This is a genomic window from Sporomusa malonica, assembly GCF_900176355.1.
GTDB lineage: Bacteria > Bacillota > Negativicutes > Sporomusales > Sporomusaceae > Sporomusa > Sporomusa malonica.
The window spans coordinates 68,920-95,266 of record NZ_FWXI01000008.1; the positions used below are offsets into that span (position 1 = coordinate 68,920).

General features: G+C 47.0%; 25 protein-coding genes and 2 other annotated features. Of the genes, 3 read left to right on the forward strand and 22 right to left on the reverse strand.

All coding sequences use genetic code 11. From position 1 onward, the window contains the following. Positions 1-9: 9 nt before the first annotated feature. From pyk to B9A22_RS11135, 19 genes are all read right to left on the reverse strand, one after another. Positions 10-1,764, reverse strand: a complete 1,755-nt coding sequence (gene pyk, locus B9A22_RS11045) for a pyruvate kinase (protein WP_176215487.1) — start codon at positions 1,762-1,764, stop codon at positions 10-12. 20 nt (positions 1,765-1,784) lie between these two features. Further along, positions 1,785-1,985 (reverse strand): hypothetical protein, encoded by a 201-nt coding sequence (locus tag B9A22_RS11050; RefSeq protein WP_084575784.1) that lies wholly within the window; start codon positions 1,983-1,985, stop codon positions 1,785-1,787. A gap of 265 nt (positions 1,986-2,250) precedes the next feature. Next, positions 2,251-2,547, reverse strand: coding sequence for a MoaD/ThiS family protein (locus tag B9A22_RS11055; protein WP_176215488.1), 297 nt, complete (start codon positions 2,545-2,547; stop codon positions 2,251-2,253). A gap of 157 nt (positions 2,548-2,704) precedes the next feature. Further along, positions 2,705-3,874 (reverse strand): M20 metallopeptidase family protein, encoded by a 1,170-nt coding sequence (locus tag B9A22_RS11060; protein ID WP_084575785.1) that lies wholly within the window; start codon positions 3,872-3,874, stop codon positions 2,705-2,707. 186 nt (positions 3,875-4,060) lie between these two features. Beyond that, positions 4,061-4,258, reverse strand: coding sequence for a hypothetical protein (locus tag B9A22_RS11065; RefSeq protein ID WP_084575786.1), 198 nt, complete (start codon positions 4,256-4,258; stop codon positions 4,061-4,063). A 78-nt stretch (positions 4,259-4,336) separates the two neighbouring features. Continuing rightward, positions 4,337-5,692, reverse strand: coding sequence for an MATE family efflux transporter (locus B9A22_RS11070; RefSeq protein ID WP_084575787.1), 1,356 nt, complete (start codon positions 5,690-5,692; stop codon positions 4,337-4,339). 75 nt (positions 5,693-5,767) lie between these two features. After that, positions 5,768-6,742 (reverse strand): 2-hydroxyacid dehydrogenase, encoded by a 975-nt coding sequence (locus B9A22_RS11075; RefSeq protein ID WP_084575788.1) that lies wholly within the window; start codon positions 6,740-6,742, stop codon positions 5,768-5,770. A 162-nt stretch (positions 6,743-6,904) separates the two neighbouring features. Next, entirely contained in the window at positions 6,905-7,138 is a 234-nt protein-coding gene (locus B9A22_RS11080) for a YkuS family protein (RefSeq protein ID WP_084575789.1), read from the reverse strand. A gap of 48 nt (positions 7,139-7,186) precedes the next feature. Next, a complete protein-coding gene (nadC, locus tag B9A22_RS11085; RefSeq protein ID WP_084575790.1) occupies positions 7,187-8,017 on the reverse strand; it encodes a carboxylating nicotinate-nucleotide diphosphorylase in 831 nt (276 codons plus the stop codon). A gap of 108 nt (positions 8,018-8,125) precedes the next feature. Beyond that, entirely contained in the window at positions 8,126-8,962 is an 837-nt protein-coding gene (gene pheA, locus B9A22_RS11090) for a prephenate dehydratase (RefSeq protein WP_084575791.1), read from the reverse strand. 36 nt (positions 8,963-8,998) lie between these two features. After that, positions 8,999-9,267, reverse strand: a binding site (T-box leader). Positions 9,268-9,297: 30 nt separating this feature from the next. Next, complete coding sequence (locus B9A22_RS11095) at positions 9,298-9,897, reverse strand: anthranilate synthase component II (RefSeq protein WP_084575792.1); 600 nt, start codon at positions 9,895-9,897, stop codon at positions 9,298-9,300. A 1-nt stretch (position 9,898) separates the two neighbouring features. Further along, on the reverse strand, positions 9,899-11,392 hold the full coding sequence (gene trpE / locus B9A22_RS11100) for an anthranilate synthase component I (RefSeq protein WP_245823955.1): 1,494 nt from the start codon (positions 11,390-11,392) through the stop codon (positions 9,899-9,901). Then, positions 11,389-12,186 carry a tryptophan synthase subunit alpha gene (gene trpA / locus B9A22_RS11105; protein ID WP_084575793.1) on the reverse strand — a complete coding sequence of 266 codons (798 nt, stop codon included), beginning with the start codon at positions 12,184-12,186 and terminating at the stop codon, positions 11,389-11,391. Before trpA ends, trpE begins: the two co-directional genes overlap by 4 nt. Beyond that, on the reverse strand, positions 12,183-13,364 hold the full coding sequence (trpB, locus tag B9A22_RS11110) for a tryptophan synthase subunit beta (protein ID WP_084575794.1): 1,182 nt from the start codon (positions 13,362-13,364) through the stop codon (positions 12,183-12,185). Before trpB ends, trpA begins: the two co-directional genes overlap by 4 nt. Beyond that, the gene (locus tag B9A22_RS11115) at positions 13,357-14,151 is read right to left on the reverse strand and encodes an indole-3-glycerol phosphate synthase TrpC (protein WP_084575795.1); all 795 of its coding nucleotides are present in this window, start codon (positions 14,149-14,151) and stop codon (positions 13,357-13,359) included. The genes trpB and B9A22_RS11115 overlap by 8 nt, the downstream gene beginning before the upstream one ends. Continuing rightward, positions 14,145-14,723, reverse strand: a complete 579-nt coding sequence (locus tag B9A22_RS11120) for a phosphoribosylanthranilate isomerase (RefSeq protein ID WP_245823956.1) — start codon at positions 14,721-14,723, stop codon at positions 14,145-14,147. The genes B9A22_RS11115 and B9A22_RS11120 overlap by 7 nt, the downstream gene beginning before the upstream one ends. Positions 14,724-14,755: 32 nt before the next feature. Then, a complete protein-coding gene (gene trpD, locus B9A22_RS11125; RefSeq protein WP_084575797.1) occupies positions 14,756-15,796 on the reverse strand; it encodes an anthranilate phosphoribosyltransferase in 1,041 nt (346 codons plus the stop codon). 115 nt (positions 15,797-15,911) lie between these two features. Then, positions 15,912-16,172: a binding site (T-box leader), on the reverse strand. A 23-nt stretch (positions 16,173-16,195) separates the two neighbouring features. Next, positions 16,196-17,155, reverse strand: coding sequence for a phosphatase PAP2 family protein (locus B9A22_RS11130; protein WP_084575798.1), 960 nt, complete (start codon positions 17,153-17,155; stop codon positions 16,196-16,198). Then, positions 17,152-17,880, reverse strand: coding sequence for an HAD family hydrolase (locus tag B9A22_RS11135; protein WP_084575799.1), 729 nt, complete (start codon positions 17,878-17,880; stop codon positions 17,152-17,154). The genes B9A22_RS11130 and B9A22_RS11135 overlap by 4 nt, the downstream gene beginning before the upstream one ends. Before the next feature lie 163 nt (positions 17,881-18,043). On the opposite strand from B9A22_RS11135, the gene B9A22_RS11140 reads away from it, so the two are divergent. Next, positions 18,044-18,946 carry a DMT family transporter gene (locus tag B9A22_RS11140; protein ID WP_084575800.1) on the forward strand — a complete coding sequence of 301 codons (903 nt, stop codon included), beginning with the start codon at positions 18,044-18,046 and terminating at the stop codon, positions 18,944-18,946. A 165-nt stretch (positions 18,947-19,111) separates the two neighbouring features. Here B9A22_RS11140 and B9A22_RS11145 read toward each other — a convergent pair whose 3' ends face one another. Both B9A22_RS11145 and B9A22_RS11150 read right to left on the reverse strand, forming a co-directional pair. After that, positions 19,112-20,311 (reverse strand): electron transfer flavoprotein subunit alpha, encoded by a 1,200-nt coding sequence (locus tag B9A22_RS11145; RefSeq protein ID WP_084575801.1) that lies wholly within the window; start codon positions 20,309-20,311, stop codon positions 19,112-19,114. Positions 20,312-20,330: 19 nt separating this feature from the next. Further along, positions 20,331-21,116: an electron transfer flavoprotein subunit beta/FixA family protein gene (locus B9A22_RS11150; RefSeq protein ID WP_084575802.1), complete on the reverse strand. Its 786-nt coding sequence runs from the start codon at positions 21,114-21,116 to the stop codon at positions 20,331-20,333. Positions 21,117-21,323: 207 nt separating this feature from the next. Here B9A22_RS11150 and B9A22_RS11155 point away from each other — a divergent pair, with 207 nt between their 5' ends. Beyond that, on the forward strand, positions 21,324-21,908 hold the full coding sequence (locus B9A22_RS11155; protein WP_084575803.1) for a YdcF family protein: 585 nt from the start codon (positions 21,324-21,326) through the stop codon (positions 21,906-21,908). Here B9A22_RS11155 and B9A22_RS11160 read toward each other — a convergent pair. Beyond that, a complete protein-coding gene (locus B9A22_RS11160) occupies positions 21,898-25,290 on the reverse strand; it encodes a DNA polymerase III subunit alpha (RefSeq protein WP_245823957.1) in 3,393 nt (1,130 codons plus the stop codon). The two genes, B9A22_RS11155 and B9A22_RS11160, sit on opposite strands and share 11 nt — an antisense overlap. A 163-nt stretch (positions 25,291-25,453) precedes the next feature. Between B9A22_RS11160 and B9A22_RS11165 the strand changes: the two genes are divergently transcribed. Continuing rightward, positions 25,454-26,329 (forward strand): ABC transporter substrate-binding protein, encoded by an 876-nt coding sequence (locus B9A22_RS11165; protein ID WP_245823958.1) that lies wholly within the window; start codon positions 25,454-25,456, stop codon positions 26,327-26,329. Positions 26,330-26,347 lie beyond the last annotated feature (18 nt).

Sequence of the window (26,347 nt, forward strand, 5' to 3'; positions counted from 1 at the left end):
GGTTTCTCCCTATCTAGCGTTAATTTCTCCCTGATATACAATCCCCCGGGCAGCATCAACAGTAACAATAGTACCATCCTGCAGCCGCTCGGTAGCATCTTCAACACCGACAAGCACAGGCATTCCAAAGCTTACCCCTACTATGGCAGCATGTGAAGTCAAACCGCCTTCTTCAGCGACGATAGCCGCCGCTTTAGCAGCATAAGGAGCAGTTTCTTCGTCAACACTGTTAACTACCAAAATGTCGCCTTCCCGAAATTTAGTTTTGATATCTTTAATCGAGGTGGCAACAACAACTTTTCCGGTAACAGCTCGTTGTCCAATCCCTGTCCCGCGCGTTAAAATATTTCCGACAACATGAACTCTAATCATATTGGTTGTTCCTGACATACCGGCAGGCACACCGGCAGTAACAACAACTAAATCCCCGTCTTTAACAACTCCGGCTTTCAGCGAACTGGCAACAGCGCTTTGCACCATTTCATCAGTATTATTAAAGCTAGGCCCCAAGACCGGATAAACACCCCATAACAGCAGCATCCGGCGCACAGTTCTCTCACTTGGAGTAACAGCCACAATGGTTGACTGCGGACGATATTTTGACACCATGCGCGCGGTATAACCAGACTGGGTTGAGGTCACAATAGCGGCTGCGCCCAGTTCATGCGATATCTGCGCCGTAGCGTGGCTGATCGCGTCAGTCGTAGTACGCTGCAACTGAATCCCTTTGCCCATCAGTATATCGCTATGGCTAAGCGAGGTCTCAGTACGCACAGCAATGCGGGCCATCGTCTGGACGGCTTCAATCGGATACTGGCCTGAGGCTGTTTCGCCGCTGAGCATGATAGCGTCTGAGCCATCGAAAATGGCGTTAGCGATATCACTGGCCTCGGCTCTGGTTGGCCGCGGATTGGTGACCATAGATTCAAGCATTTGGGTGGCAGTAATAACAGGTTTACCGGCTTTATTACACTTTTGGATAAGCATTTTTTGTACAAGTGGTACTTCTTCGGCAGGAATTTCCACGCCAAGGTCACCCCTGGCTACCATCAGACCGTCAGATACCTTCAGGATTTCGTCAATATTCTTTACGCCCTCAGCGTTTTCGATCTTGGGAATAATATCCATGGAGTAACCGGCATCTTCCAGAATCTTACGGATGGCTAGTACATCAGCAGCCCGTTGAACAAAAGAGGGGGCAATAAAATCCATTTGACTCTGTATACCAAACATAATATCAGCGATATCCTGTTCAGATAACGGCGGGAGATTAATGGCAACCCCGGGTGCTGCAACACGCTTGCGATCACCGATTTGCCCGCTGTTGTTAACAGTAGTGATAATATCGTCGCCTTCAACGGCATCTATCTGGAGGCTTACCAACCCATCGGAAATAAGTATAGTCTGCCCAGGTGAAACTTCCTGCGGCAAAAATCTATGGTTTACAGACGCAAGTTCCTTAGTACCGGCTACATCACGACTTGTTAATACAAATTTTTGGCCTTTTTCTAAATAAACCTTGCCTTCAGTAAATAAGCCTAAACGCATTTCTGGGCCCTTAGTATCAAGCATAAGCGCGATTGGTCTCTTAACATTCGCAGCTGCTTCTCTTACCCTGGCCATCCGCTTGGCATGTTCGTCATGAGAACCATGTGAAAAATTAAATCTGGCGACATTCATGCCAGCCTGCATCATGGCTTCCAGAACGCCTGGTTTATCAGTACTAGGACCCACGGTACAAACAATCCTGGTCTTCTTTAGCAAATCTAACACTCCTTAACGACTTATCTTACTGCATGTTGACACAAAATAGCGTGAGCTTCATTAGCTTCTGATTCCAAAACCAAAATTTCATACAAACCATCCCCAAGAGCAGAAACGATTCCTGCCGCCCGGATGTTAGCAAGCACACCCTCATTACACAGCACATTTTTATACAGTTCGGCCTGTGCTCGGTTAGAAGCTATATATACTACGGTCCACATAAGTATCCTCCTATTAGCTTCTTTCTATTAAGATTACCCACTATAAAGGTATCTACTACTTTTATCCGATGAATAACCCGCTCTAAGACTCCCATCTTCTACAAGTGGGAGTTAAGAGCGGCTAAGTCCCTGGATAAGGGCGACTAACCTTCAGATGGGGTTAAAACCCCACCTGAAGCTAAGTCTACTTTATAGCTGTTCTCCAAAATTACCTGTATTCCTGCTTAATAAAATGGTTTTTCTGACAAGTGTCAGCACTCAAATTCTATAATTCAACAAACCCCAGCCATACTCGGTAAGGGCCAGGAGTACCTGGCGGTACTAATGCAACCCTGTCGCCGGGCTTTATCAGAGCGTGAGCTACCGTTTCAGCCTTGCCATTAATAAACATGGCTTCGACTTGCTCACCCGAAACTTCCAGCATATCCAAGAGCTTTCTACCGCTGACCTCACCAGGAATCATCAGGGTTAACGGACTAGTCCAGCCACGTTCCTTAAATAAGCTAGCCAAATGCAAAAAACCACGAATTTCAATTGTGTTCACCGCATTTTCAGTAGCCATAACAATCCTCCTCAAATCAAAAGCCTTGCCAAAGGTATAATTCACCATGATTATCATTTTTCCTTTATCCATAAACTGTATATTTTATGGATAAAGGAGTACGCCAAGATATGCCTGGAATCTCCGATATCTAAGAATTTTTAACTGTCGCAGATTCTCATTTAAGTAAACCTAAGGCTGCACTTACCATAACCTCTACCCCGTGGGCAAGCGCCTGCTCATCCATATCAAACTTGGGGTGATGGTGAGGATAGGTTATCCCTTTCGCCTTATTACCGATGCCAATAAACATAAAACAGCCGGGTACCTGCTGCTGGTAATAGGCAAAGTCTTCCCCTACCATGGCAGGGCTTAGCTCAACAACCTGACTTTCCCCCAATACTTCTTTACCAACTGTAGCTACAACTCCGGCCACCTGAGGGTTATTAACCACAGGTGGAAAACCATGGCAGCTTTCGAGTGTATATGTCGCGCCTGAAGCCGAGCAAATCCCAGTGCATATCCTATCAATACATGCAAAGATTGTCTCCCTGGCACTCTGGGAAAAAGTCCGCACCGTTCCCTGCAAAACAGCCGAATCAGGTATGATATTAAACGCATCTCCTGCTTTAAAAACCCCCATTGATAAAACCGCTAAATCATTTGCACTCAAATTACTCCCGGTAATCGTCTTTAAGGCCAACACAATTTGTGCACCGACATGGATAGGATCAACCGTCTGATACGGCATCGACCCATGACCGCCGCAGCCTTGAACAGTAATAGTAAACTGGTCAGGCGAAGCCATCATTGGGCCATAGGTTATGCCCATTGTCCCGACTTCAAGTGGCTGCCATAAATGTGCCCCAATAACAGCGTCCACACCATGCATTGCACCATCGGCAATCATATCAAGGGCTCCTCCCGGAAACTGTTCCTCACTAGGCTGAAATATAAGCCTGATAGTACCTGCTAATTCAGCCTGTATTGCCTTAAATACCTTAGCAATTCCAAGCAGCATAGCGGCATGTCCGTCATGTCCGCAGGCATGGCACAGTCCGGCATGTTGTGAGCAATAGGGCTGATTGATTTCATCCTGAATCGGAAGAGCATCAATATCAGCCCGAATGGCCACAGTCTTGCCAGGCTTGCTGCCATTAATCTCAACGATAACTCCAGTACCGGCAGCCTGCCGTGGCTCTAAGCCTATAGCCTTAAGTTCTGATAATATCTTCTTCTGCGTTCCATATTCCTGACCGCCAATCTCGGGAAAAGTCCGGAAGTAACGACGCATAGCAACTACAAAATCATACTGTGCTTCGACAAGTTCATGAATGGGTTTTCTCATGTCAGTTACCACCTTTTCTGGTTGAAATCTAACTGGTAAAATTCATCTACTACGGAATACTTACACAGTCAGCAGCAAATTCCTGCCTAACCTCCTAAATTAGCTATGTGTATCTATTGTATAGGTAAGGTATAGAATAAAAAAAAGGCTACCCCTGTTTAGGTTTAGCCTTCTAACTTAACAAAATTACCAATAATAATAAACTTTGTTTCCGTCATACTTGATATAACCATGGCGAAGTTTTTTAATTCTTTTTTCATCGGCCTTCATTTGAGTTAAATTCGCATCTTGGTTTGACAGTGCAGCTGCCTCAACTGGGGCTATTATCGCCACCATGGTAAAGACAACAACGGAAAGCGCGGCAACAAGCAACCTGCTTTTCATATATACCAGCCTTTCATGATAGTACTGGTATTATTCGTGTCCTAAGCGCCAGTTCCTGCCTCCGCTTGCGGAACTGGCTTAAGTATTATTTCCCAGGGTCGGTTGGTCTAATTTGCGCAGTTCCAGCCATAGATAGGTCCCTGTCAAGAGCGATGAAACAAAATCAGCAACTGGCCCAGCAATCCAAATGCCCTGTAGGCCAAAAAACTGAGGTAGAACAATAATGGCAGGGATTAAGATAATCACCTGACGCGACATGCTAAGGAAAATGGCATAATTAGCCTTACCCACTGCCTGAAAATAGTTGGCACCAATTACTTGAAAGCCGATAATTGGCAGCATGACTAAAAACAGGCTTAAACCACTTGAACCAATGGTAATTAGTTCAGGATTATCATTAAATACCCGGATTATTGGCGTAGCAAATAACTGTGTAGCAATAAAACCCAAGACAGAGACTGCCGTTGCTGCGTACATGCCGAGTTTTATGACCTCAATTACCCTTGTGTAGTTTTTAGCACCATAATTGTAGCCTAGTATTGGCTGAACACCTTGGCTGATACCAAATACCGGCATTAATATTAGCATAGCCACTCGATTAATTATCCCAATCGCTGCCACAGCCAGTTCTCCCCCATAACGCAGTAGACTGTAGTTATATATTACAGTTACTACACTAGCTGCAATCTGCATGATAAACGGCGACAAGCCAATTTTAACAATTTCTTTAACAATATCCGTGTCTAATCGGAGGTTTTCTCTGCGTAATTTAAGAACCCCTTTATCACTTGTGAGATAGTGTAACACCCAGGCCGCCGATACGGCTTGCGCACTAACTGTTGCTAATGCTGAGCCAGCTATCCCCAACTTGAAAACAAAAATAAATAGTGGATTGAGCATGGTATTCAACAAAGCGGCAATTAGCATGGTCGCCATTGCCACCTTGGGATTGCCCTCGGCGCGTATTATATTATTCAAGCCAAAGCCAATATGCATGAATATGCTGCCAATAAGAATGATTCTGGTAAATTCCCTGGCATAAGGCAGCACATTAGGTTCAGCACCCAGCAATACTAAAATCTGGTCTAAAAATAAAAGCGCAACTGCCGTCATCGGCAAAACCGCAATTATCATCATAGTGAACGCATTGCCTAAAATAACTTCAGCCTCATGGTGTTTTTGCTCACCCAGGCGAATGGACACCAGCGTAGATGCACCAATACCAATTAGCATGCCGATAGCCATCAAAATGATCATAATGGGAAAAGCTATGGTTACCGCTGTGAGGCCAATGTCGCCAACCCCATTACCGACAAATATACTGTCAACTATATTGTATAAAGCATTGACTACCATCCCCACTATGGCTGGCAGCGAAAAATTCCACAATAGCTTACTGATTTTTTCCTGGCCAAGGGCCTGGGATTGATCCATGAATTCCCTCCCGTAAAATAAAGATACATTATAAACAATAATGTATCCTATTGCGATAAGCAATATTAATTATAGTTAACGATAATTTACTTCTGGATTTACACATGTTATCAGCGGCTTGCCTGCTAATCCAAGCAGCAGGTTTTCAGCCGCCAAGAGTGCCATCCGGTTACGAGTCTCGGTTGTCGCACTGCCGATATGGGGTGCAATTAAGATATTAGGCAGTTTTATGAGCGGATGATCGGCCGGCAGAGGTTCAGGATCGGTAACATCCAGAGCCGCGTACGCAATCTGTCCTTCTATCAGTGCAGTATATAAAGCTTGAGTATCGACTACCGCGCCTCTGGCTGCATTAATGAAATATGCTGTCGTCTTCATCCTAGCAAACTCTTTTGCCCCAAACATTCCCCGGCTTTCAGGGGTGAGAGGTGTCAGAACTACAATGAAGTCAGACTCAGTTAATAGATTTTCAAAAGAGCAGTACTCAGCGTTAAGAGCTGCTTGATCAGGGCGCGGACGGCGATTATTATAGATAACTTTCATCCCGCTGGCCTGTGCCCGTCTGGCAACAGCCGCCCCAATGGCCCCCATCCCTACAACTCCTAAGGTCTTGCCAAACAAGTCCACACCCAAAGGCAACTGGAATCCTGGCTGCCATTTGCCGGCACGTACCCAGTCCCACCCTTCATGAATACGCCGTGCCGCGGTTAAGAGTAATCCAAATGCCAGGTCTGCCGTTGTCTCTACAAGTACGCCTGGTGTATTGCCAAACGGAATTTTTCTGTTCGTGCAGGCCTGAATATCAATATTGTCATAACCCACCGCCGATTGAGCAATTACCCTTAGCTTGGGCGCAGCTGCCAGCAGCTCCTCATTGACTGCTATATTTGTCGACACAAATAATCCCTCGGCATCCTTGAGCCACTCTGCCAATTGGCTAACCTGGGGCGCTACAGCCTGATTCCACTGCTGAACTTCACATTGTTCTTGAAGTGCCGCCAAGGCCGGAGGCATAATTCGTCCGGTAATGATCACTTTATACTTATCCATATATTCACCCCATAATATGTTCTATCTATAATATATTCCGCTCGGCTATCTCAAAATCCTTGGTATTTATATTTAATAGTAAAAGAGCAATTCCCGTGTTCTGGGAATTGCTCTTTTACTATTTGCACTGCAATTAGTCCTATTTTTTTCTACTATACATTACTATTGGAGCGACTCTATGCGAGAAACTACCTGCTCAGGTGTCATACCGGCCGCATCAATAACTGGCGCTTTAGTAATAGTGTTTTGAATGTCCATTAGATTGTTGTCCATGCCCATTACAACACATGCCATTACACTTTCCGTACTTTTTGGGCTCACGACCGTATAGCCTCTTTTTTCTAACGCTTGTTTGATTGTTGATAAATTATCTTCTACAGCAACTTTCTTAGCCACAGGAACACCCCCCTTCTACATTATTATTACCCGAAGGCAAACCTTCCATTACTGTAACCGCATACTGATGTCAGCCGCTTTAACCGATTGAGTAATAAGTCCACTGGAAATTATATCAACACCTACTGCAGCTAACTCGGGCACCTGTTCTATGGTAATGTTACCAGATACCTCTGCCAGCGCCTGGTTATCAATAATCTCTACCGCTTCTTCAATCATGGTAATAGACATATTCTCAAGGGCAATGACATCAACACCGCCAGCCACCGCTTCGCGTACTTGTTCCAGGGATTCGACCTCGATTTCAATTTTCACAAAAGGTGAAAGCTGCTGCCGAACTTTCTCGACTGCCGGTGCAATACCGCCTGCCGCCTGAATATGATAATCTTTGATCAGGGCCATGTAGTCAAGGCCATAACGATGGCTTTTACCGCCCCCCATCTTTACTGCATATCTTTCCAGCATTCTAAGACCTGGGGTAGTTCTTCTGGTGTCAGCAATAAGCGCCCCCGTGTCACTAACTGCTTCAACAAAACGCCGAGTTTCTGTAGCAATACCAGACATACGCTGTAAGAAATTCAGTGCTACTCGCTCGCCGCTAAGCAGGCTGCGAATGGGTCCTTCGATGATGGCAAACTTCTCGCCGGCTGGTATTTGGGCTCCATCATTATATCTGAAAGCTATTTTAATATTCCTGCTAAGCAACGAGTATACCCGGGAAAATATATCTTTTCCAGCCAGCACCATATCTTCTCTTGCCAGTAAATAACCTTCAGAATAGTGATCCTCTGTAAAAATGGCCTGACTGGTAATATCACCAACACCAATATCTTCTTTTAGCGCCTGCCGCAGCAGTTCTTCAACAGCCAGATTATTCATGGAAAAATGCCTTCCTTCCTATCCAATATCCTGTCTAATCTCTTCCCTATTTTGTCCAAGGCAATAAAAAACATCCCCGCTTTAGCCAACGGAGATGTTGCTTCTTTTCTATTTGTTAATTGTATAGACCGGATAGGAACCAAAGTTTTTATACCATAAGCATTTTTCCTCAACGGCACTAATCGCAGCGGCAATGTTACTTTCCGCTGTGCTGCCTTCAATATCAAAAAAGAAGATGTACATACCTAGGCCGGTGCGAGCAGGACGCGACTCAATCCTGGTCAGGTTGACTTCTCTTTTGGCAAATTCCTCTAATATATTGTACAGGCTTCCTGGGCGTTCGCCGTTAATCTGACACACAAGGGTTGTCTTACACTTTCCGGTTGTGCTGCTTGCCTGCTTTCGTTCCAGACCGATGAAGCGCGTCGAGTTCGCGTTATTATCCTGAATATCGGCGGCTAACACGGTTAACCCATAAATTTCGCCGGCCTTCAGACTTCCTACGGCTGCATATAAGCCATCGCTTGCAGCAACAATCCTTGCAGCCTCGGCGGTGCTCTCAACCGGTTTTAGTTTGGCTTCTGGATACAAAATTCCCAGTGTTTTTCGACACTGTGCTAACGCTTGGGGATGGGAAACAATTGCGGCAATTTCTTGACATCCTTTTTTAGCCAGCAAATTGTGCCTGACAGGCAAAACTACTTCTTTTGTAATATATAGGTTAACATCATGGGCAATGGTATCGAGCGTGATATTGACCGACCCTTCCAACGAATTTTCCACAGGCACAATACCTTCATCAACCTCACCTGTGGCAACGGCTCTAATGGCCGCATCAATACCGGCAAAGGGCTTCAAACAGGCTTCCTCTTTACCGTATAAACTTAATACGATCTCTTCACAATAGGTTCCCTGTGGTCCCAAATATCCTACTGTCCTTGTCATAATAATCCCTCCAAAAAATAAAAAACTCCCGTCCTCTAAAAGGACGAGAGTTCATCTCGCGGTACCACCTTTGTTATCCGCCAGACGGCAGATCACCTCATAAAGTACAGGCTTAAGCACCGATACTCCCCTTCGCTGATAACGGTAAAGGTCTCCGGCTCCGCCTACTAACCAAATGAACTCATCCGGATTTCAGCAAGCAACTCCAAGGTGAACTTCAGTAGACCACTCCGTGCCGGTTCTCAGCTTTCCGGCTCTCTGTAACGGAAAAAAGCATACCTACTTTTCCTCTTCATGGTTTTTAATACTGTTTTTCTCACTATAACATGTGGCCGCTATTTGTTCAAGTTTATTTTTCCCTGAAATACATTTGTCTTGTTAGCGAAGTTTTCTAGAACTTTTATCCCTTTCGGCGTCAGGATTGACTCTGGATGAAACTGCACTCCTTCTACATCAAACTCCCGATGCCTGAGCCCCATAATCAAGCCATCCTGTGAAGTGGCTGTAACCTCCAGGCAATCAGGCAGCCCGTCTTTGTCAACGATTAGCGAATGATATCTGCCAGCAGTAAATGGCTTGGGTAAATCCCGGTAGATACCCTGCCCCCGATGAATAATATATTCCTCCTTGCCATGTACTGGCTGCGGTGCACGGATGACCCGCCCACCAAATACCTCGCCAATGGCTTGATGGCCGAGACAAATCCCCAGTATCGGGACTTTCCCTGCAAACTGCGCGATAACTGCTTTGCTTATTCCAGCGTTGGCAGGCGTCCCCGGGCCAGGTGAAATAATGATCCCGTTATAACCAGAAGATTTTATTTCATCAGTAGTTATCCTATCGTTACGGACAACTGATACCTGATAGCCTAAACTGGCTACATACTGGTAGATGTTATAGGTGAAAGAATCATAATTATCAACAAGTAAGATCATGTCATTCCACCTCCTCAACAAGCTGCATTAAAACACGCGCTTTATGCATAATCTCCTGGTATTCCATTTCGGGCACAGAATCAGCCACAATCCCTGCCCCAGTTCGTACCGTGACTTGCTGTTTGTCAATAATTAATGTTCTGATCGTGATACAGGTATCCATATTTCCGCGGAAATCAAAGTACCCGACAGCGCCAGCGTAAGCACCACGGCTGTCGCCTTCCAACTCATAAATAATCTCCATGGCCCGCACCTTGGGTGCGCCGCTCACCGTACCAGCGGGAAAGCATGCGGTAAGCACATCAACAGCAGAAAACTTGGGGTCAATCTGGCCGGATACCTCTGACACAATATGCATGACATGTGAGTATTTTTCTACTTCCATCAGCCTGTCAAGAGTTACAGTTCCCGGCACACTGATCCGTCCAAGGTCATTACGACCTAAGTCAACCAGCATGGCATGCTCGGCTCGCTCTTTGGCATCTGCCATCAGTTCCTCGGCCAATTGGTCGTCCTCAGCCTGACTGCTGCCTCTGCGTCGTGTCCCAGCAATCGGGCAGGTCAGCACTTTGCCGTCTTCAAGTTTTACCAGACGTTCAGGTGACGCACCGACAAGCTGCTTATCACCAAAATTAATATAGAACATGTACGGCGAAGGATTGGCCTGCCTTAACCGCCGGTATAACGCAAAGGGATGCCTGGATAGCTTATAGCGAAAAGGCCGTGATAACACTACCTGAAATATGTCTCCAGCAGCAATATACTCTTTAGCCTGCTCTACCTTATCGATATACTGCTGCTTAAGCTGTACTTCATCTTGCTCACTGCTTAATTCAAAACAATCACTTAAACCATCCTGATTACTTTGCTCTGGCTGGGCATCAGGCAGCATGACAGGTTGCTTTAGCTTATCGATTAATCTTTCCAAGTCCTGCAGAGAGTGCTCATATTCTTCTGCTGCCTTGGCCCCAGGAACAATATGCACCAAATGGATCAGCCTGGTCGAGTGGGTCAGATGATCCATCACAATAATATATTTACATACCATTAAGTCAATAAGCGACAAATCATCCGGGATATTTAGACCACATACCCGTTCCCAGGAAGCGACCGATTCATAAGCGGCATAGCCTACTGCTCCGCCAGCAAATGGCGGTAATTCTGGCAGGTCTGGCATAGAGAATCTCTTCATAAATTCCTTAAGCAGCAGGTGCGGTTTACCAGCCTCCTGTGATGTGCAGCCGTCAACCACAAGGTCAGCGTGTTTATTATAGGCAGTAAATACGGCTAACGGCCTAGTACCAATAAATGAATAACGACCAAATGTCTTACCTGTTTGAGCACTCTCAAGAATAAACCCAGGGTCGTCGCCGACTAGTTTGTAATACATAGATACAGGGGTTTCCATATCTGTTGACAACTCAACACAAACAGGCAGTATCGTATAGTTTTTTGCTAACTGACAGAATTCTTCTTTATCCGGATATGCTTTCACCTGCACTCACACCCCTTATCGAGTGCCAGCCTAATTGTACTCGTGAACTCCCGTACTGCCTCAACACCGTCATTCATCAATCGTTCCATGACCGCGCTGCCTACAATGACAGCATCGGCATGTTGGGCTGCCTGACAAGCAGCTGCCGGGCTACCAATGCCGAAACCTATAGCCAGTGGCAATTGAGTCTCCTGGCGTACGGTAGTCATTAACGGCGCAAGTTGATCATAGTCAATCTGACGCACGCCGGTAACGCCTGTGCTTGATATACAGTACAAAAAACCTGAGGCTTGGCTGCAAATTGTTGTTAAACGGTCAGGTGTTGTTGTCGGGGCAATAAACCTGATTAAGTCAATACCTGCCTGCCGGCAAGCTGGTTCAATGATTGCCGCTTCTTCCATTGGCAGGTCAGGAATGATCAAACCGCTGATTCCAGCCTTGGCAAAGCTATCGGCAAATTTTTTAAGCCCATACTGAAGGACAATATTGTAATAGGTCATAATCGCTAGTGGAATTGTCGTTTCTTGTTTAAGCATCGTTACAAGTTCAAGCGCTTTACCGACTGTTGCACCAGCCGCTAATGCCTGAGTTGCTGCCTGCTGAATAATTGGCCCGTCAGCCATTGGATCTGAAAACGGCAGACCAAGTTCAACCAAGTCAGCCCCAGCTGCTTCTACCGCTTTGACTGCCTGCAAAGTAGTATTATAGTCTGGATAGCCTGCGGTTAGGTACATAATCAGCCCTTTGCGTCCCTCTGCCTTAAGGCTGAGCAGTTTTTTCTCTATACTTATCACGCTAATCCCCCCACTACCTGTGCCACCATCTGCACATCTTTGTCGCCCCGCCCTGATAGGCAAACAACAACAGCATCATTGGCCGCTGTCTGCGGCATCAAATGTTCCAAATAGGCCAGCGCATGTGAACTCTCCAGCGCCGGAATAATTCCTTCTAAGCGTGCCAAACGCTCAAATGCGTCCAGCGCCTCTTTATCACTGACAGCCGTATACTCGACCCGCCCTGTGTCTTTGAAGTAGGAATGTTCTGGCCCGACACCAGGATAATCAAGACCTGCTGATATAGAATAGGCAGGAATAACCTGGCCTTCACTATCCTGCCGCAGATAACTTAACGATCCATGAAGCACTCCAGGATTTCCGTGCGTGAGTGATGCCGCATGTTCACCGGTAGCTAAACCTTTCCCGGCTGCTTCCACCCCGATTTTTATTACTTCGGGATTATCACGGAACTGATAAAAAATCCCCATAGCGTTACTGCCACCGCCGACACAGGCTACTACATATTTTAGCGTTTCGCCAATCTCAGTTATTTGTGCTGCAACTTCCTGCCCAATGATGGCCTGGAAATCTCTGACTAGCATTGGATACGGATGCGGCCCTACCACAGACCCGATAATGTAGTGAGTATCCTGGATATTAGTAACCCAATATCGAATAGCTTCACTAGTAGCATCTTTCAACGTTCCGCTGCCACTGGTAACTGCCACAACCTCGGTTCCGAGCAGCCTCATACGAAACACATTAAGCGCCTGGCGTTCCATGTCCTCAGCACCCATAAACACAACACACTGCATTCCGAATAGTGCAGCCACAGTAGCGCAGGCTACACCATGCTGACCAGCTCCTGTCTCGGCAACAATACGCTTTTTCGCCATCCGCCGCGCCAAGAGCGCTTGGCCGATAGCATTATTAATCTTATGTGCTCCGGTGTGAAGCAGGTCCTCGCGTTTCAAGTAGATCTTTCCGCGCCCATAGTGCTGCGTTAAATTCGCAGCATAATAGAGTTTTGTTGGCCTGCCAGCATATTCCTTAAAATAGAAGGCCACCTCAGACTGAAACTCAGCATCTTCCTTGAGCCTGCGATAATTGGCCTCAAGCTCAATAAGAGCCGGCATAACTGTTTCCGGTACAAACCGGCCTCCATACTGTCCAAATCTCCCGTTAATATCAGGCATTTTGACCTCTCCCTTCTGGTTTTGAACCACGTAGCGCCAACTCACATGTCTTAGCGGCTATATCCCTGGCTGTCACCAGCCCTTCCCCAACTAAAATGCCCTTTACCCCGGCGTTTTTTAGCTTTAATGCATCCTCGCCGTTCTTAATGCCGCTCTCACTGATAATCAAACGGCCTGGTTCACAATGCGACAACAAAGTAAATGTCTGCTCAATACTAGTCGTAAATGTCTGTAGGTCCCGGTTATTAATCCCCAGTAATTTTACGCCTCTTTGCTCAACTCTAATAAGTTCCGGCAGGGTATGCACTTCAACTAAACAGTCCATCCCCAATTCCTCAGCAAGATGGAAAAAGCGATCCAGTTCAGCGTTTGACAAAATCGCAGCAATGAGCAGGATGGCGTCGGCCCCGGCAGCTCTGGCCGCATACAACTGATATTCATCAACGATAAACTCTTTACATAACACTGGCAAGTTGACAACGGCTTTTACTCGTGTGATATCGTCAATATTGCCGCAAAAGGCAGCATTGGTATGTACAGATAAGGCAGTCGCACCGTTATCAGCAAAAATCGTGGCAAGTTCAGGCACTGTATAGTCTGAACACAACGTCCCTTTGGCCGGAGATGCCAGCTTGCACTCAGCGACTAACGTCCACTCACGTTCGGCGATAGCCGCACTAAAGGCAAAACTGCCTGCTGCGATCTTACGGTCTATCAATTGAATTGATTTCGCCTCTTTCATTAAAGCTACTGCCTCTTTGGTTTGGGCCACAATTCTATTTAACATTCGGCTCTTCCACCCCCTCGGACAGCGGCAATAAACCGCTCTATTTTTGCCAAATCTTTCACTTTGTTGGTTTCCACGCCGCCAGATACATCAACACCGTCCGGGGTAAGTATCTGTATGGCCTCACCTACATTGTCAGGGGTGAGACCGCCAGCCACCATAAATGGTCTGGGAGTTTGACAAACTAACGCTTGTGCTTCTTGCCAATCAAAGGCTTTCCCTGTTCCCCCCTGTTGTCCGGCACTAAAGGTGTCAAACAGTGTCCAGGAAGCCTGATAGCCCTTAAAGATCTCTGAGCTAAACCCAGGTCTGATACTAAAGGCTTTAATGACTGGGTAACCAACCAGACTGCAGTATTCTGGCGATTCATCACCATGTAACTGAACATAGTCTAACTGGCATTCACGCGCGATTGACTGCACCTCAGTAAGCGGTGCATTGACAAATACGCCTACCTTGCAAATACCAGGAGTCTGGCAGGCAATCTTCCGTGCTTCTTCCACAGTAACGCGCCGTCGGCTCTCGGCAAACACCAAACCGATTAAGTCTGCGCCAAATTCGCGCGCTGCCAACGCTGCCTCAAGGGTACTGATACCGCAAATCTTTATGATAATGGCAATTCCTCCTTGTCCTGATAGCCTTGAGTAAACTCCTTCAATGCTTTTAGCTTGGCAAATGCTGCGCCACTATCAATGCTTGTGGCAGCTAACTGCAAACCCTCATGAATATCAGCAGCCGCATCGGCCACGACCAGCGCTGCTGCCGCGTTAAGCAGTACTATGTCACGTTTGAAGCCTTGTTCACCAGCAAGAAGTCGCTCAATGATCCGGGCATTATCTTCAACCGTGCCGCCCAGATAATCAGCCAGTGTGCAGCTGCCAAACCCATATGTCTCAGGGTTAATCACATAAGAGCGGATTTCGCCGCTGCGAACTTCGGCAACCTGTGTTGGCGAAGCTGTTGAGATTTCATCAAGGCCATCCAGGCTGTGAACAACCATTGCGCTTGTTACACCTAAGCCGACGAGCGCCTGAGCAACTTTGGTAGTTAAGTCAGGTGCATATACCCCAATCAGCTGACAGCTCGCACCTGCCGGATTGGTCAGCGGACCAAGCAGGTTAAATACCGTACGGAAGCCTAATTCCTTTCGGGGATTGACTGCATACTTCATTGCCTGATGAAACCGGGGAGCAAAAATGAATCCCACCCCAATGGTATTAATGGCCTCAGAGACAGCTTCAGGCGACAGCTCAAGCTTTACCCCTAATGCACTTAATACATCTGCACTGCCGCAGGAACTGGACACCCCCCTGTTGCCATGTTTGGCTACACTGAGACCGGCTCCGGCCAGGACAAAAGCAACCGCTGTTGAAATATTGAAAGTCCCCCGCTGATCGCCACCAGTGCCGCATGTATCAATTAACTTTTTTGAGCGGCACTCTAGCTTTAGCGCCTGACTGCGCATGGTCTCAGCAAAGCCAGTGACTTCCTCACTTGTTTCCCCCTTCATCCGCAGGGCTGTAAGAAATGCACCAATTTGCGTTTCATTGGCCTGCCCTGACATAATCACCTGCATGGCTGCCCTGGCCTCTTCACGAGAAAGGTTTTGACCTGCTACTGCCTGAGAAAGATAATCTTTTAACATGACGCCCGCCTCCTTGACAAAAAAAATACAGACCACTTCGCCTCAGGGGCGAAATGGTCCGCGGTACCACCCTAAATTCGGAAAGCTTAGGCTAAAATAAAAACGACCATTTCACCCCAGGGGCGAAATGGTCGCGATACCACCCTTTTTGAAAAGCCTAATACTTTCCCTTGTTCAGGTACGGGATACAAATCATCCGATACCCTAGCCTGTTAACGGCGGCGTCCGACCCAGCCTACTAGCAAATGCGTTTGGTGGGCAGCTCACAGGTCCATTCGATATGCTCTCTAGGCCGGTCATCACACCTCCGGAAATCCGGTCACCGACTCGCTGAACTATAGTGTACATATGTACTCGTCCTGTTCACAGCTGTTTTACACTGTTTAGTTTAAAGTCATTTTATCTCATGGTTTTTGTATTGTCAAGCATATTTTTTCCTGGAACTGTTCCAGCTATACCTGAAGTAAGACCTGTTGCATCAAATAACCAAGGGGCTCCTAATGTAAGCCATATTCCGGCAAGCCAATAGCGGATATAGCGAAAGTACAGAAAATAATCATTATTTTCATGTGGAAATACCATCTTTAAACCAGCCCATATAATTATTAATCCTGTTAATCCCACGAATACCCGTCCCGCCAATTTAGGCCACTCTCCCTGCGGGACCAAACCGGCAGTAATAAAATACTGCTGCGCTAAGATAAGCCCGATCCCCGCACCTGACAGGGCCGCAACTACCGAAGCGCTCTCCTTGCAGGGGTGCAGCCAAAATAAAAATATCGGCCCAAGGATTGCAAGCACGCCCTGGTGCCTTGGTCTTAGCCACCCAACCCAGGCAGCAAGCAGCGGCTCAATCAAACCAAAGCCCAAAAGCAAGATAGCCCCTAACCCCCAGCCTGCCAGCACATCAGTAGGAAAGTGCACACCCAAATAAACGCGGGAAAAGCCAATTAATAGCGCCAGTCCTCCACCAATCAGCCATAGATACCGCTTTTGAGCCAGCCATGCTAAAGCAAGCCAAAACACCAACCCTGTTTGGGCATGGTTGCTAGGCAGGCTATAGCCGTCAGCAGGAAAAAGCTGAACTTCAGGACGGAATATAAAAGGGCGCGGCTCAGCAAAAAAATCTTTCGCAGATATATTTACATAATGTGATAACAACACAACAAAAGACAGGCGTACGCCAATCCTAAAATCCATGCACCAAAGAATGAGTGGCAGCACTAGCAGGTAAAACTCCTCATGCCCCAGCAGGGTGATTCCCCGGAAAATGGTATCAGCGGCAGGACTGCGCAATTGCTGCACAGCGGTAATTATGTCCAACCCAGCAATCAAAATATCATTCATTTCATTCATCATCCACGTTGATTTTCGGAGCTGATTATTCCGGCAATTGTTTCTGCCAGCTCAGTCAACGTTCCCTGATAATCAGTCTTAACTGCTATATCTTTCGAATTGAGTAAACAGTCGGTTACCAAATATGTTTTCATGCCGATTTTTGCTGCTGCCAGATCCTCTCCCACATCATTGCCTACCATCAAACATTCTTCTGGTCGACAGCCGATACGTTCGGCTATTTCCAGATAATATTCTGGATGAGGTTTGCAGAAACGACATTCCTCATAGCTGGTGACAAATTTAAAATCTACATCTCCGACCCCAGCCCAGTCAATCCGCTGCCGAATCGCACTTATGGGAAAAATCGGGTTTGTCGCTATAACCACATCAAGTCCTAACTCAACTACAGCCAAAACGGCCTGGCGGGCAGCCGCACTATACTTGGTGGTAGGTTTGACCAAAATAAAGTCTCTCTCATAAAAATCATCAATTACTGGCATCAATATGTCTGCTGCTACTCCGATGTTCGGTAAAAAATCTTCAAAAAACACTTGCTGGTTGGTCTTAGCCTTATCTCTGCTTTTAATCATGACCGCAGTTGAGGCCAATAACTGACTAACAAACTTTTTAGAATCCACAACCTGAGCGACCCGCGCTCCCAGGTGTTTCAAATACTCACGCAGAAACTCATCCTGATTAATAGGCAGCAAGGTTCCGTCAAGGTCAAATAATACACTTTTTATCATTAGGGAAAAACTCCTTCAGAATAGTCTCATCCAATTCAGTTTACTCGAAAAATACACATAAGCCAAGTCAAAGCAATAGCTGCAGTTCCCAAAAACTTTTATTTCTGTTTACTTAGGAAGGAGTCTAAGACTTTTTATGGTATATTGGTATTGAGGTGTTAACATGCGCGTACATTTAATATTAGCTCTAGTTGCCTTACTCTGGGGGTTAAACCCGCCTGTAATGAAAATCGGACTTTTACACATGCCACCCATGCCCTACAATGCAGTACGCTTGTTTGCTGCATTCGCTGTTAGCTGGCTTGTCTTACGACGTATGTGTACCTGGATACCGCTCCGGCATCAGGATCGGAAGGCACTTATTATATCCAGCCTGGGGTTCTTTTTTTTCCAAATCTTCTTCACATTTGGCCTACAGCTGACCACAGCAGGTAATTCATCCCTGATTTTGGGCTGTCTCCCAGTCAGCATCGCCCTCATCAACCATTTCCACCGGCTGGAAGGCATTAAACCAGGAGTTATTCAAGGTATAGTAATCTCCCTTGCTGGCGTAGCACTTATGGTCGCCGGCACAGGCAAAGAAATCAGCCTTTCAGGGGATCACATTTCAGGAGCTATATTGCTCTTAGCCGCCCAAATGAGTTATGGCTATTACACGGTTTTTTCCCGGCCGCTTTCTACTACTTACTCGGCCTATCAAATTACGACCTATATTCTAATGATTTCCTCCGGTCTGTTTGCCCTTGTTTCCCTACCCTCAATGCTGGCCGTTGACTGGCAAACTATCGCTTGGCCTGGCTGGGCCAGTGTCATCTACTCTGGCGTATTTCCGCTGTGTTTGGCCAACTGCCTCTGGATATGGGGAACAGCCAAAGCAGGCAGCACTACAGCCTCGTTGTACAACAACTTAGCCCCTGTCTTTGCCGTTGGCGCCGGTTACCTCTTCCTCGGTGAGACGTTTGGCTGGTTGCAGTTTATTGGCGCGGTCATAATTTTGGCTGGTCTGTATGTTGCTAAAAGTAAGAGCGCGAAGACGGCGCTGGAAAAAGGGAATGTATCCTCATAGACACCTCAAAATCAGATACTCATGCAAAAGAAGTCCCGCATTCCGTAATTGGAGCGCGAGACTTCTTTTTTTCTCCTGTTAGAAAGTATAACTTTCCGTCTGGATAAGGGCAACATCGGCTTCCGCTTTCGCCAGAGGCTCGGCGCAAGCCGTGTTTTCTTTATGCTAACAAGCTTGCTTAATCTTTTTTAATTCCTCGATCAAAACAGGCAATACTTCTAGAACATCACCAACAATGCCAAAATCGGCAGACTTAAAGATGGGCGCGTCAGCATCTTTGTTAATGGCGATAATAATGTCAGATGTTGACATGCCTGCCAAGTGCTGAATAGCACCGCTGATACCACAGGCAATATAGACTTTTGGGGCTACCGTTTTGCCGGTTTGTCCTACCTGATGAATAGCGGGTTTCCAACCGGCATCAACCGCTGCACGGGATGCACCGACTGCTCCCCCAAGGATATTGGCCAGTTCTTCGATAAGCGCAAAGTTTTCAGGTTTGCCCATACCTCTGCCGCCGGAGACGATAAACTGGGCCTCTTCTAAGTTACAGGATGCTGTATCGCTCAGTGATAGAACTTCGATCAGCTTGGTACGGATATCTTCCGGCTTAACCTTACTGGCGACACGCACAAGCTCACCACTGCGGGACATATCCTGTTCAGGGCGCTTGAAGACATTAGGGCGGACAGTTCCCATTTGTGGCCGATGATTCGGGCATAAAATAGTAGCCATGATGTTGCCGCCAAAAGCCGGACGAGTCCAGGCCACCAGTCCTGTTTCCTCGTCAATACCAAGGTTGGTGCAGTCAGCAGTCAGACCAGTACCTACCCGGCAGGCTACCCGCGGGCCAAGATCACGCCCGTCATTGGTCGCCCCCATAAGGATTACCGAGGGTTTATATGTATTAATTAAATCAGTCAAAGCAATTGTATAAGCATCGGTGCTGTAGTGTTTGTACTCTGAGCCTTCTACCAAGTAGACCTTATCAGCGCCGCTGGCAAACATATCCTTGGCCAGGTGTTCAACACCTTGACCAATAACCACAGCCGCTAATTCCTGCCCCATAGCCTCAGCCAGTTTACGGCCTTCGCCTAAGAGCTCATATCCAACACTCCGAACCTTGCCGTCAAAATGTTCAATATATACCCAAACACCTTTGTAATCGCTATTATCTGCCGCCGGTTTTCCGGCCTCAGGGCGGCTTATGGCCGTTACGGCACATACATCAACACAGGCGCCACATACGGTACAGGCATCGGTAATTACGGCTTTATCGCCTTCCATAACGATTGCGCCAAATGGGCAGGCGCTGACACAGGCACTACAGCCTATGCATTGTTCTTTATCTAAATTGATAGCCATTCTAAAATCCCCCCTGATATCAGATGATTTTTGCCTGATTAAGTTTTGTCAGTAATCGGGTTACAGAAGCGCGGGCGGTATCTTCCTGAATGATCTCACCCTGAACCCGCTGCTGGGGGGTAAAAATACGGCGCACTTGAGTAGGCGAGCCTTTAAGCCCAATTTGCTCCGGGTTTATAGCTACATCGGCAGCAGTCCAGACAGGTATCTCTTTGCGGTTGGCTTTCATGGTGCCTTTGATGCTAGGATGCCGCGGTTCATTAATCGACTTTACAACACTAAGCAGCACAGGCAGCTTGGTCTCGATGACCTCATAGCCTTCCTCGTGTTCGCGTTCAGCACAGACAGCCCCGTCTGTGATTTCCAGCTTGGATACATATGTAATCTGAGCAATACCAAGATGTTCGGCAATCTCCGGTCCTACCTGGGCAGTATCACCGTCAATGGCCTGCTTACCGCATATGATTACGTCAAAGTTGCCAATTTTTTTGATCCCGGCAGCCAAAGTACGGCTGGTAGCCAGCGTATCGGCTCCACCGAAGGCACGATCACTCATCAGAATGGCTTCATCAGCGCCCAAAGCAATACACTCTTTCAACGCGTCTTTAGCCTGAGGCGGTCCCATAGAAATTACGGTTACCCGGCCGCCATGTTTTTCCCTCAGTTTCAACGCCTCTTCCAAAGCATTTTTATCAAAAGGATTTACAATGCTTGGCACTCCCTGGCGGATCAGTGTATTAGTCTGCGGGTCAATCTTAACCTCAGTAGTGTCAGGCACCTGCTTGACACAGACGATTATCTCCATACCAGTTTCCCCCTGTTGTCAAATATCAAATAATGGTAACAAATTATAATATCTCTTATTCTAATATTATTTACTAGGAAACTGCAAGATTTTTCGCACAGCAAACGAAAATTCATCAAAATTTTACATCGTCAAATGAGCACGCAAGCTCATTGATAGTGCTATAATAAAAGCGATACCCATCAACATCTGCGGAGGCATCGCGCTATGAGGCTATTCTTGAACCAAAAACTAAGACGCTATCTCTTACTAATCGTAGTCATTACTGTGGCAGCTGTCGAAATACCCATTATTGCCGTAGGTCACTTAACCAAACCGGTTCCCAGTGATACGATTATTGTGTTAGGGGCCAAACTGATCGGTGACCAGCCCAGCACCATGCTTCGGCTGCGGCTTGACGAAGCACTACAGCTATATCATCAAGGCTACGCCCCGGCCATTATCGTCAGCGGCGCTCAGGGTCTGGATGAGGTAGCCAGCGAGGCGTCTGTTATGCGCACCTATCTTGTCGCCAAAGGCATCCCACCAGAAAAAATCTATGTTGAAGATAAATCCTACAATACACATCAAAATCTGCTTAATTCTAAAAACATTATGCGCGAACAAGGCTTTCGCCAGGCCATAATTGTCTCTAACGCCTCACACATCAGACGTTCACTGGTACTTGCTCAACAATTAGGCATAGAAGCTAGTGGTTCGCCGGCCCCGATGGCAGATAACACCTATCTTACAGCCAAGCAATATGCCAGAGAAGGTGCGGCCATGCTGTCACTCCTGGTATTTAACAGGTAGTGACAGCCCCTTTTCCTAAGAGTCCTTCAATAGCAGCAAAAGCAGCCGGTGTAGGCTCAATCCAAAAATCCCGCTCTGTTTTAATCACGCGCTTACTATCAACTAGGTGCAAGTAGACGGCAGACGGCCCAGTATGTTGATTAAGCATTTTTTTTAATCCTGCAAGGATGACAGGCGTCTCCTGCTCTTTGCGCAAGGTGATCCTTACCTCGGCACCTACGCTGTCAAGCGGGACAATGTTATCAGCCATAATTTTGGCGCCTTCTTCATGAATATTCAAACGCCCAGAAACCATCACCGACATATCAGGAGCCAACAGGCGGCCTGTTTTTTCAAAAATCCGGGGAAATACAATAACCTCTACCTGTCCGGTGAAGTCTTCAAGATTAACAAAACACATCATGCTGCCATTTTTGGTATTAATTCGTTTCGCATTGGCGATCAACCCGCCGACCCGAATGGGCTGACCATCCGTATATTGGCCTTCGGCCAAACTGCCAAGCGCCGGCAGAGCCTCGAGCTTAGTACGATATTTATCTAATGGATGACCGGTTACATAAAAACCGGTTATTTCTTTTTCCAGCGCCAGCAATTCTTCCTGAGGTAATTCAGGTATATCAGGTAGAGTAACGTCATTCACACACTCTAGGGTGTCATCACCAAACAGTCCCAGTTGTCCGCTGGCCGCATCTTTTTGGCGGCAGGCAGCCACCTCCACCGCCTGCTCTAAGACATTCAAAAACTGTGATCGCCTCGCCTTAAGCGAGTCAAATGCGCCGCATTTAATTAAACTCTCAATAACTCGTTTATTTACCACCCGCATGTCAACACGGGAGCAAAAATCAACAAGCGTGGTAAACTTTCCGCCCTTCTGCCTGGCCTTAATAATGCTCTCAAGTGCATTACCGCCAGCATTTTTTACGCCAGCTAAGCCAAAGCGGATGGCTTCACCGTCAACCGAGAAAGCTGTCCCGCTGGCATTAATGTCTGGCGACAATACAGCAATCCCCCGGCGGCGACATTCCTCAATATAGTAGCCAATCTTGTCATTGGTCCCCATTACACTTGTTAACAGAGCTGCATAAAACTCTTGGGGATAGTGGGCTTTCAGATAGGCTGTCTGATAAGCCACCAGCGCATACGCGGCACTGTGAGATTTATTAAAGCCATAGTCAGCAAAATGTGTCATAAGTTCAAAGACATCGCGGGCAAGTTTGGCGTCAATTCCCCGGTCAGCTGCACCTTTAAGAAAAGACTCCTGCTGAGCAGCCAACACATCATGCTTCTTTTTGCCCATCGCCCGGCGTAAGAGATCAGCTTGTCCCAGCGTAAAGCCGCCCAACACCGAGGCAATCTGCATAACCTGTTCCTGGTACAAGATGACGCCAAAGGTATCTTTTAAAATAGGTTCAAGTACCGGGTGTAAATAAGTCACTGTTTTTTTACCATGGCGGCCGTCGATAAAGTCTGACACCATGCCGCTGCCAAGCGGCCCTGGCCGGTAAAGTGCTACCAGCGGGATAAGATCTTCAAACCGCTCGGGTTTAAGGTCTTTCACCAGATTTGTCATGCCGCTTGACTCCATCTGGAATACGCCTGACGTGTCGCCGATAGACAGCATAACACATGTTTTAGTATCAGCCAGCGGAATCTGGTCGATATCAAGCTCCACACCCCGGTTTTCTTTGATTAATGCAATAGCATCACCAATGACCGTCAGTGTTCTAAGCCCTAATAGATCCATCTTTAAGAGACCAATTTCCTCAATCCGATCTTTATCAAACTGAGTGGTTACAAAGCCTTCACTTGATAGCTGCAGCGGCGCAAAGTGAGTTAGCGGCTCCTTAGCAATAACCAGACCGGCTGCATGGGTTGAGGCATGACGAGGCAAGCCTTCTACCGCCATGGCCAGATCAACAAGTTTCCGCACCGAATCTTCAGTAGAGTATAAGTTGTTTAATTCCTGATTGGCAGTTAACGCTTTTTTCAGGGTGATACCAAGTTCGGCTGGCACCAGTTTGGCAATCCGGTCAACCTCGCCATAAGGCAGGTTTAAGGCCCGTCCCACATCGCGGATGGCTGCACGCGCCGCCATAGTACCAAAGGTAATGATTTGCGCCACCCGGTCGCTGCCATAACGGGATACAACATATTCAATGATTTTGCTCCGGCGTTCATAGCAAAAATCAATATCTATATCAGGCATGGATACCCGTTCAGGATTCAAAAACCGTTCAAACAGCAAACCGTATTTAAGCGGGTCAATATTAGTAATCCCTAACAGATAAGCAACTATGCTTCCGGCTGCCGAACCACGCCCCGGACCTACCGGGATGGACTGACTGCGGGAGTAGTTGACAAAATCCCAGACAATCAGGAAATAGCTTGAATACCCCATCTTTTTGATAACAGCAAGTTCAAAATCTAGACGGGCCGTCACCTCAGGTGTTAGCTCAGTATACCGCCTGGAAATGGCCTCACGGCAAAGCTGTGTCAGATATTCATCATCATTGATTCCGTCCGGTGTAGGGAAATCAGGCAGATAGAGTTTATCAAAATCAAAGGTCACATTGCAGCGCTCGGCAATCCGCACTGTATTGGACAGTGCTTCCGGATATTCAGCAAACAGTTCTGCCATTTCAGCCGGCGTCTTTACATAAAATTCATCGCTGGGAAATTTCATCCGGCCTGGCTCGTCCACCGTCTTGCCGGTCTGAATGCAGAGCAGGACATCATGACATTCGGCATCCTGTTTGTTAATATAATGGGCATCATTAGTGGCAACAAGGCCAAGCCCTAACTTTTGCGCCAGTTTAACCAAATGCTGGTTGGCTTGTTTTTCCTCAGGCATGCCATGATCCTGAAGCTCAATATAGAAGTTGTCTGTCCCGAAAATTTCAACATACTCGCTTGCCAGCGCCTCAGCCCTGGGCAGATCTCCCCGTAAGATAGCCGCAGGAATCTCACCAGCAATACACGCACTTAAGCCGATAAGCCCCTCACTGTGACTGCGCAATATTTCCCGGTCAATCCGGGGTTTATAGTAGAAACCTTCGCTGTAGCCACGTGATACCAGTTCGATAAGGTTACGATAGCCTTGCTCATTGGCGGCCAGCAAAATCAGGTGATAATACGACTCACCCTCAACCGCCGCTTTGTCAAAACGCGAACGGGGTGCGACATACACCTCGCAGCCGATAATCGGCTTAATGCCCTGCTTCTTGGCTTGTTTATAAAAGTCAATGGTGCCGTACATTGTGCCATGGTCGGTCATTGCTACTGCCGGCATCCCCAACTCTTTCGCCCGGCGTACCAGGTCTTCAATTCGTCCGGCTCCGTCTAATAGGCTGTATTCAGTGTGGTTGTGCAAATGGACAAACATAAGATCAAGCATCCTCCGGTGTATAAGCTATATATCTCTCAGTTTACCATGACTGCGCCAGTATGTGAATGCTTAAGAATTTTATCACCTAATTTGTCAATTTTATGGCAGGTATTAATCAACTAAATGTGGAAACTGTAATAAAAAAGAAACCAGAGGTGTTGTGCGCTTGCATCATATTGGTATTTTACAATTAACGCAAAATCTAGATGACGCGGTCCACGGTTTTAAAGCTGGACTGACTGAGCAAGGTCTTACTGCGGAATTTCATTACTTGAATGCGGATGGCGCTTTGGGCGATTTGCCTCAGCTTGCCAGTAAACTGGCTGACCAAAGGGTTGACCTTATCTTTGCCTGTTCAACACCGGCTGCTCAGGCGGCTGTTAAATTAGACGCTAATATCCCGGTAGTGTTTACACCTGTATTTGACCCTGTAGGTGTGGGCTTAGCGAAGACTATGGACAAGCCAGGCGGAAAAGCCACCGGCGTGGCCGGAATGGTTCCGGCGGCAGCTAAAGCTGCTTTTATCAGCAAGCTTCTGCCTACTGCCAAAACTATCGGTATTTTATACCATACTGGTGACAGTAATGCCCTGCTGGAAGTAAGTAATTTCAAACAAGCGGCCAGCAATATGTTTACGCTAGTTGACCTTCCGGCAGACAAGCCTGAGGATTTGTCTGCTTTACCTGATAAACTAACTCCTGATCTTGATGCCCTGTTTCTTCCCATTGGCCGGGTGATTGAAGAAAACTTCGCCAGTGTGGCCTACTATGCCGAATCAGCCAACCTACCGATTATTACCTCCCACGCGCCCAATGTTCCCTCAGGGGCGCTAGGCGCTCTTGTAGCCAATCACTATGACCTGGGTCGCGCCTGTGCTGCCAAAGCGGCACAGATACTCGCAGGTGCCGGCCCGGGCGATATACCTGTCGACGTTGTTGATCATCCCGAGGTTCAGCTTAACGCTTTCGTAGCAGCCAATTTAGGCCTTGAATTGCCTCAATCACTGCTGGCACAGGCTAAAGAAGTATTTGAATAATTATTATAGAAAATCTGG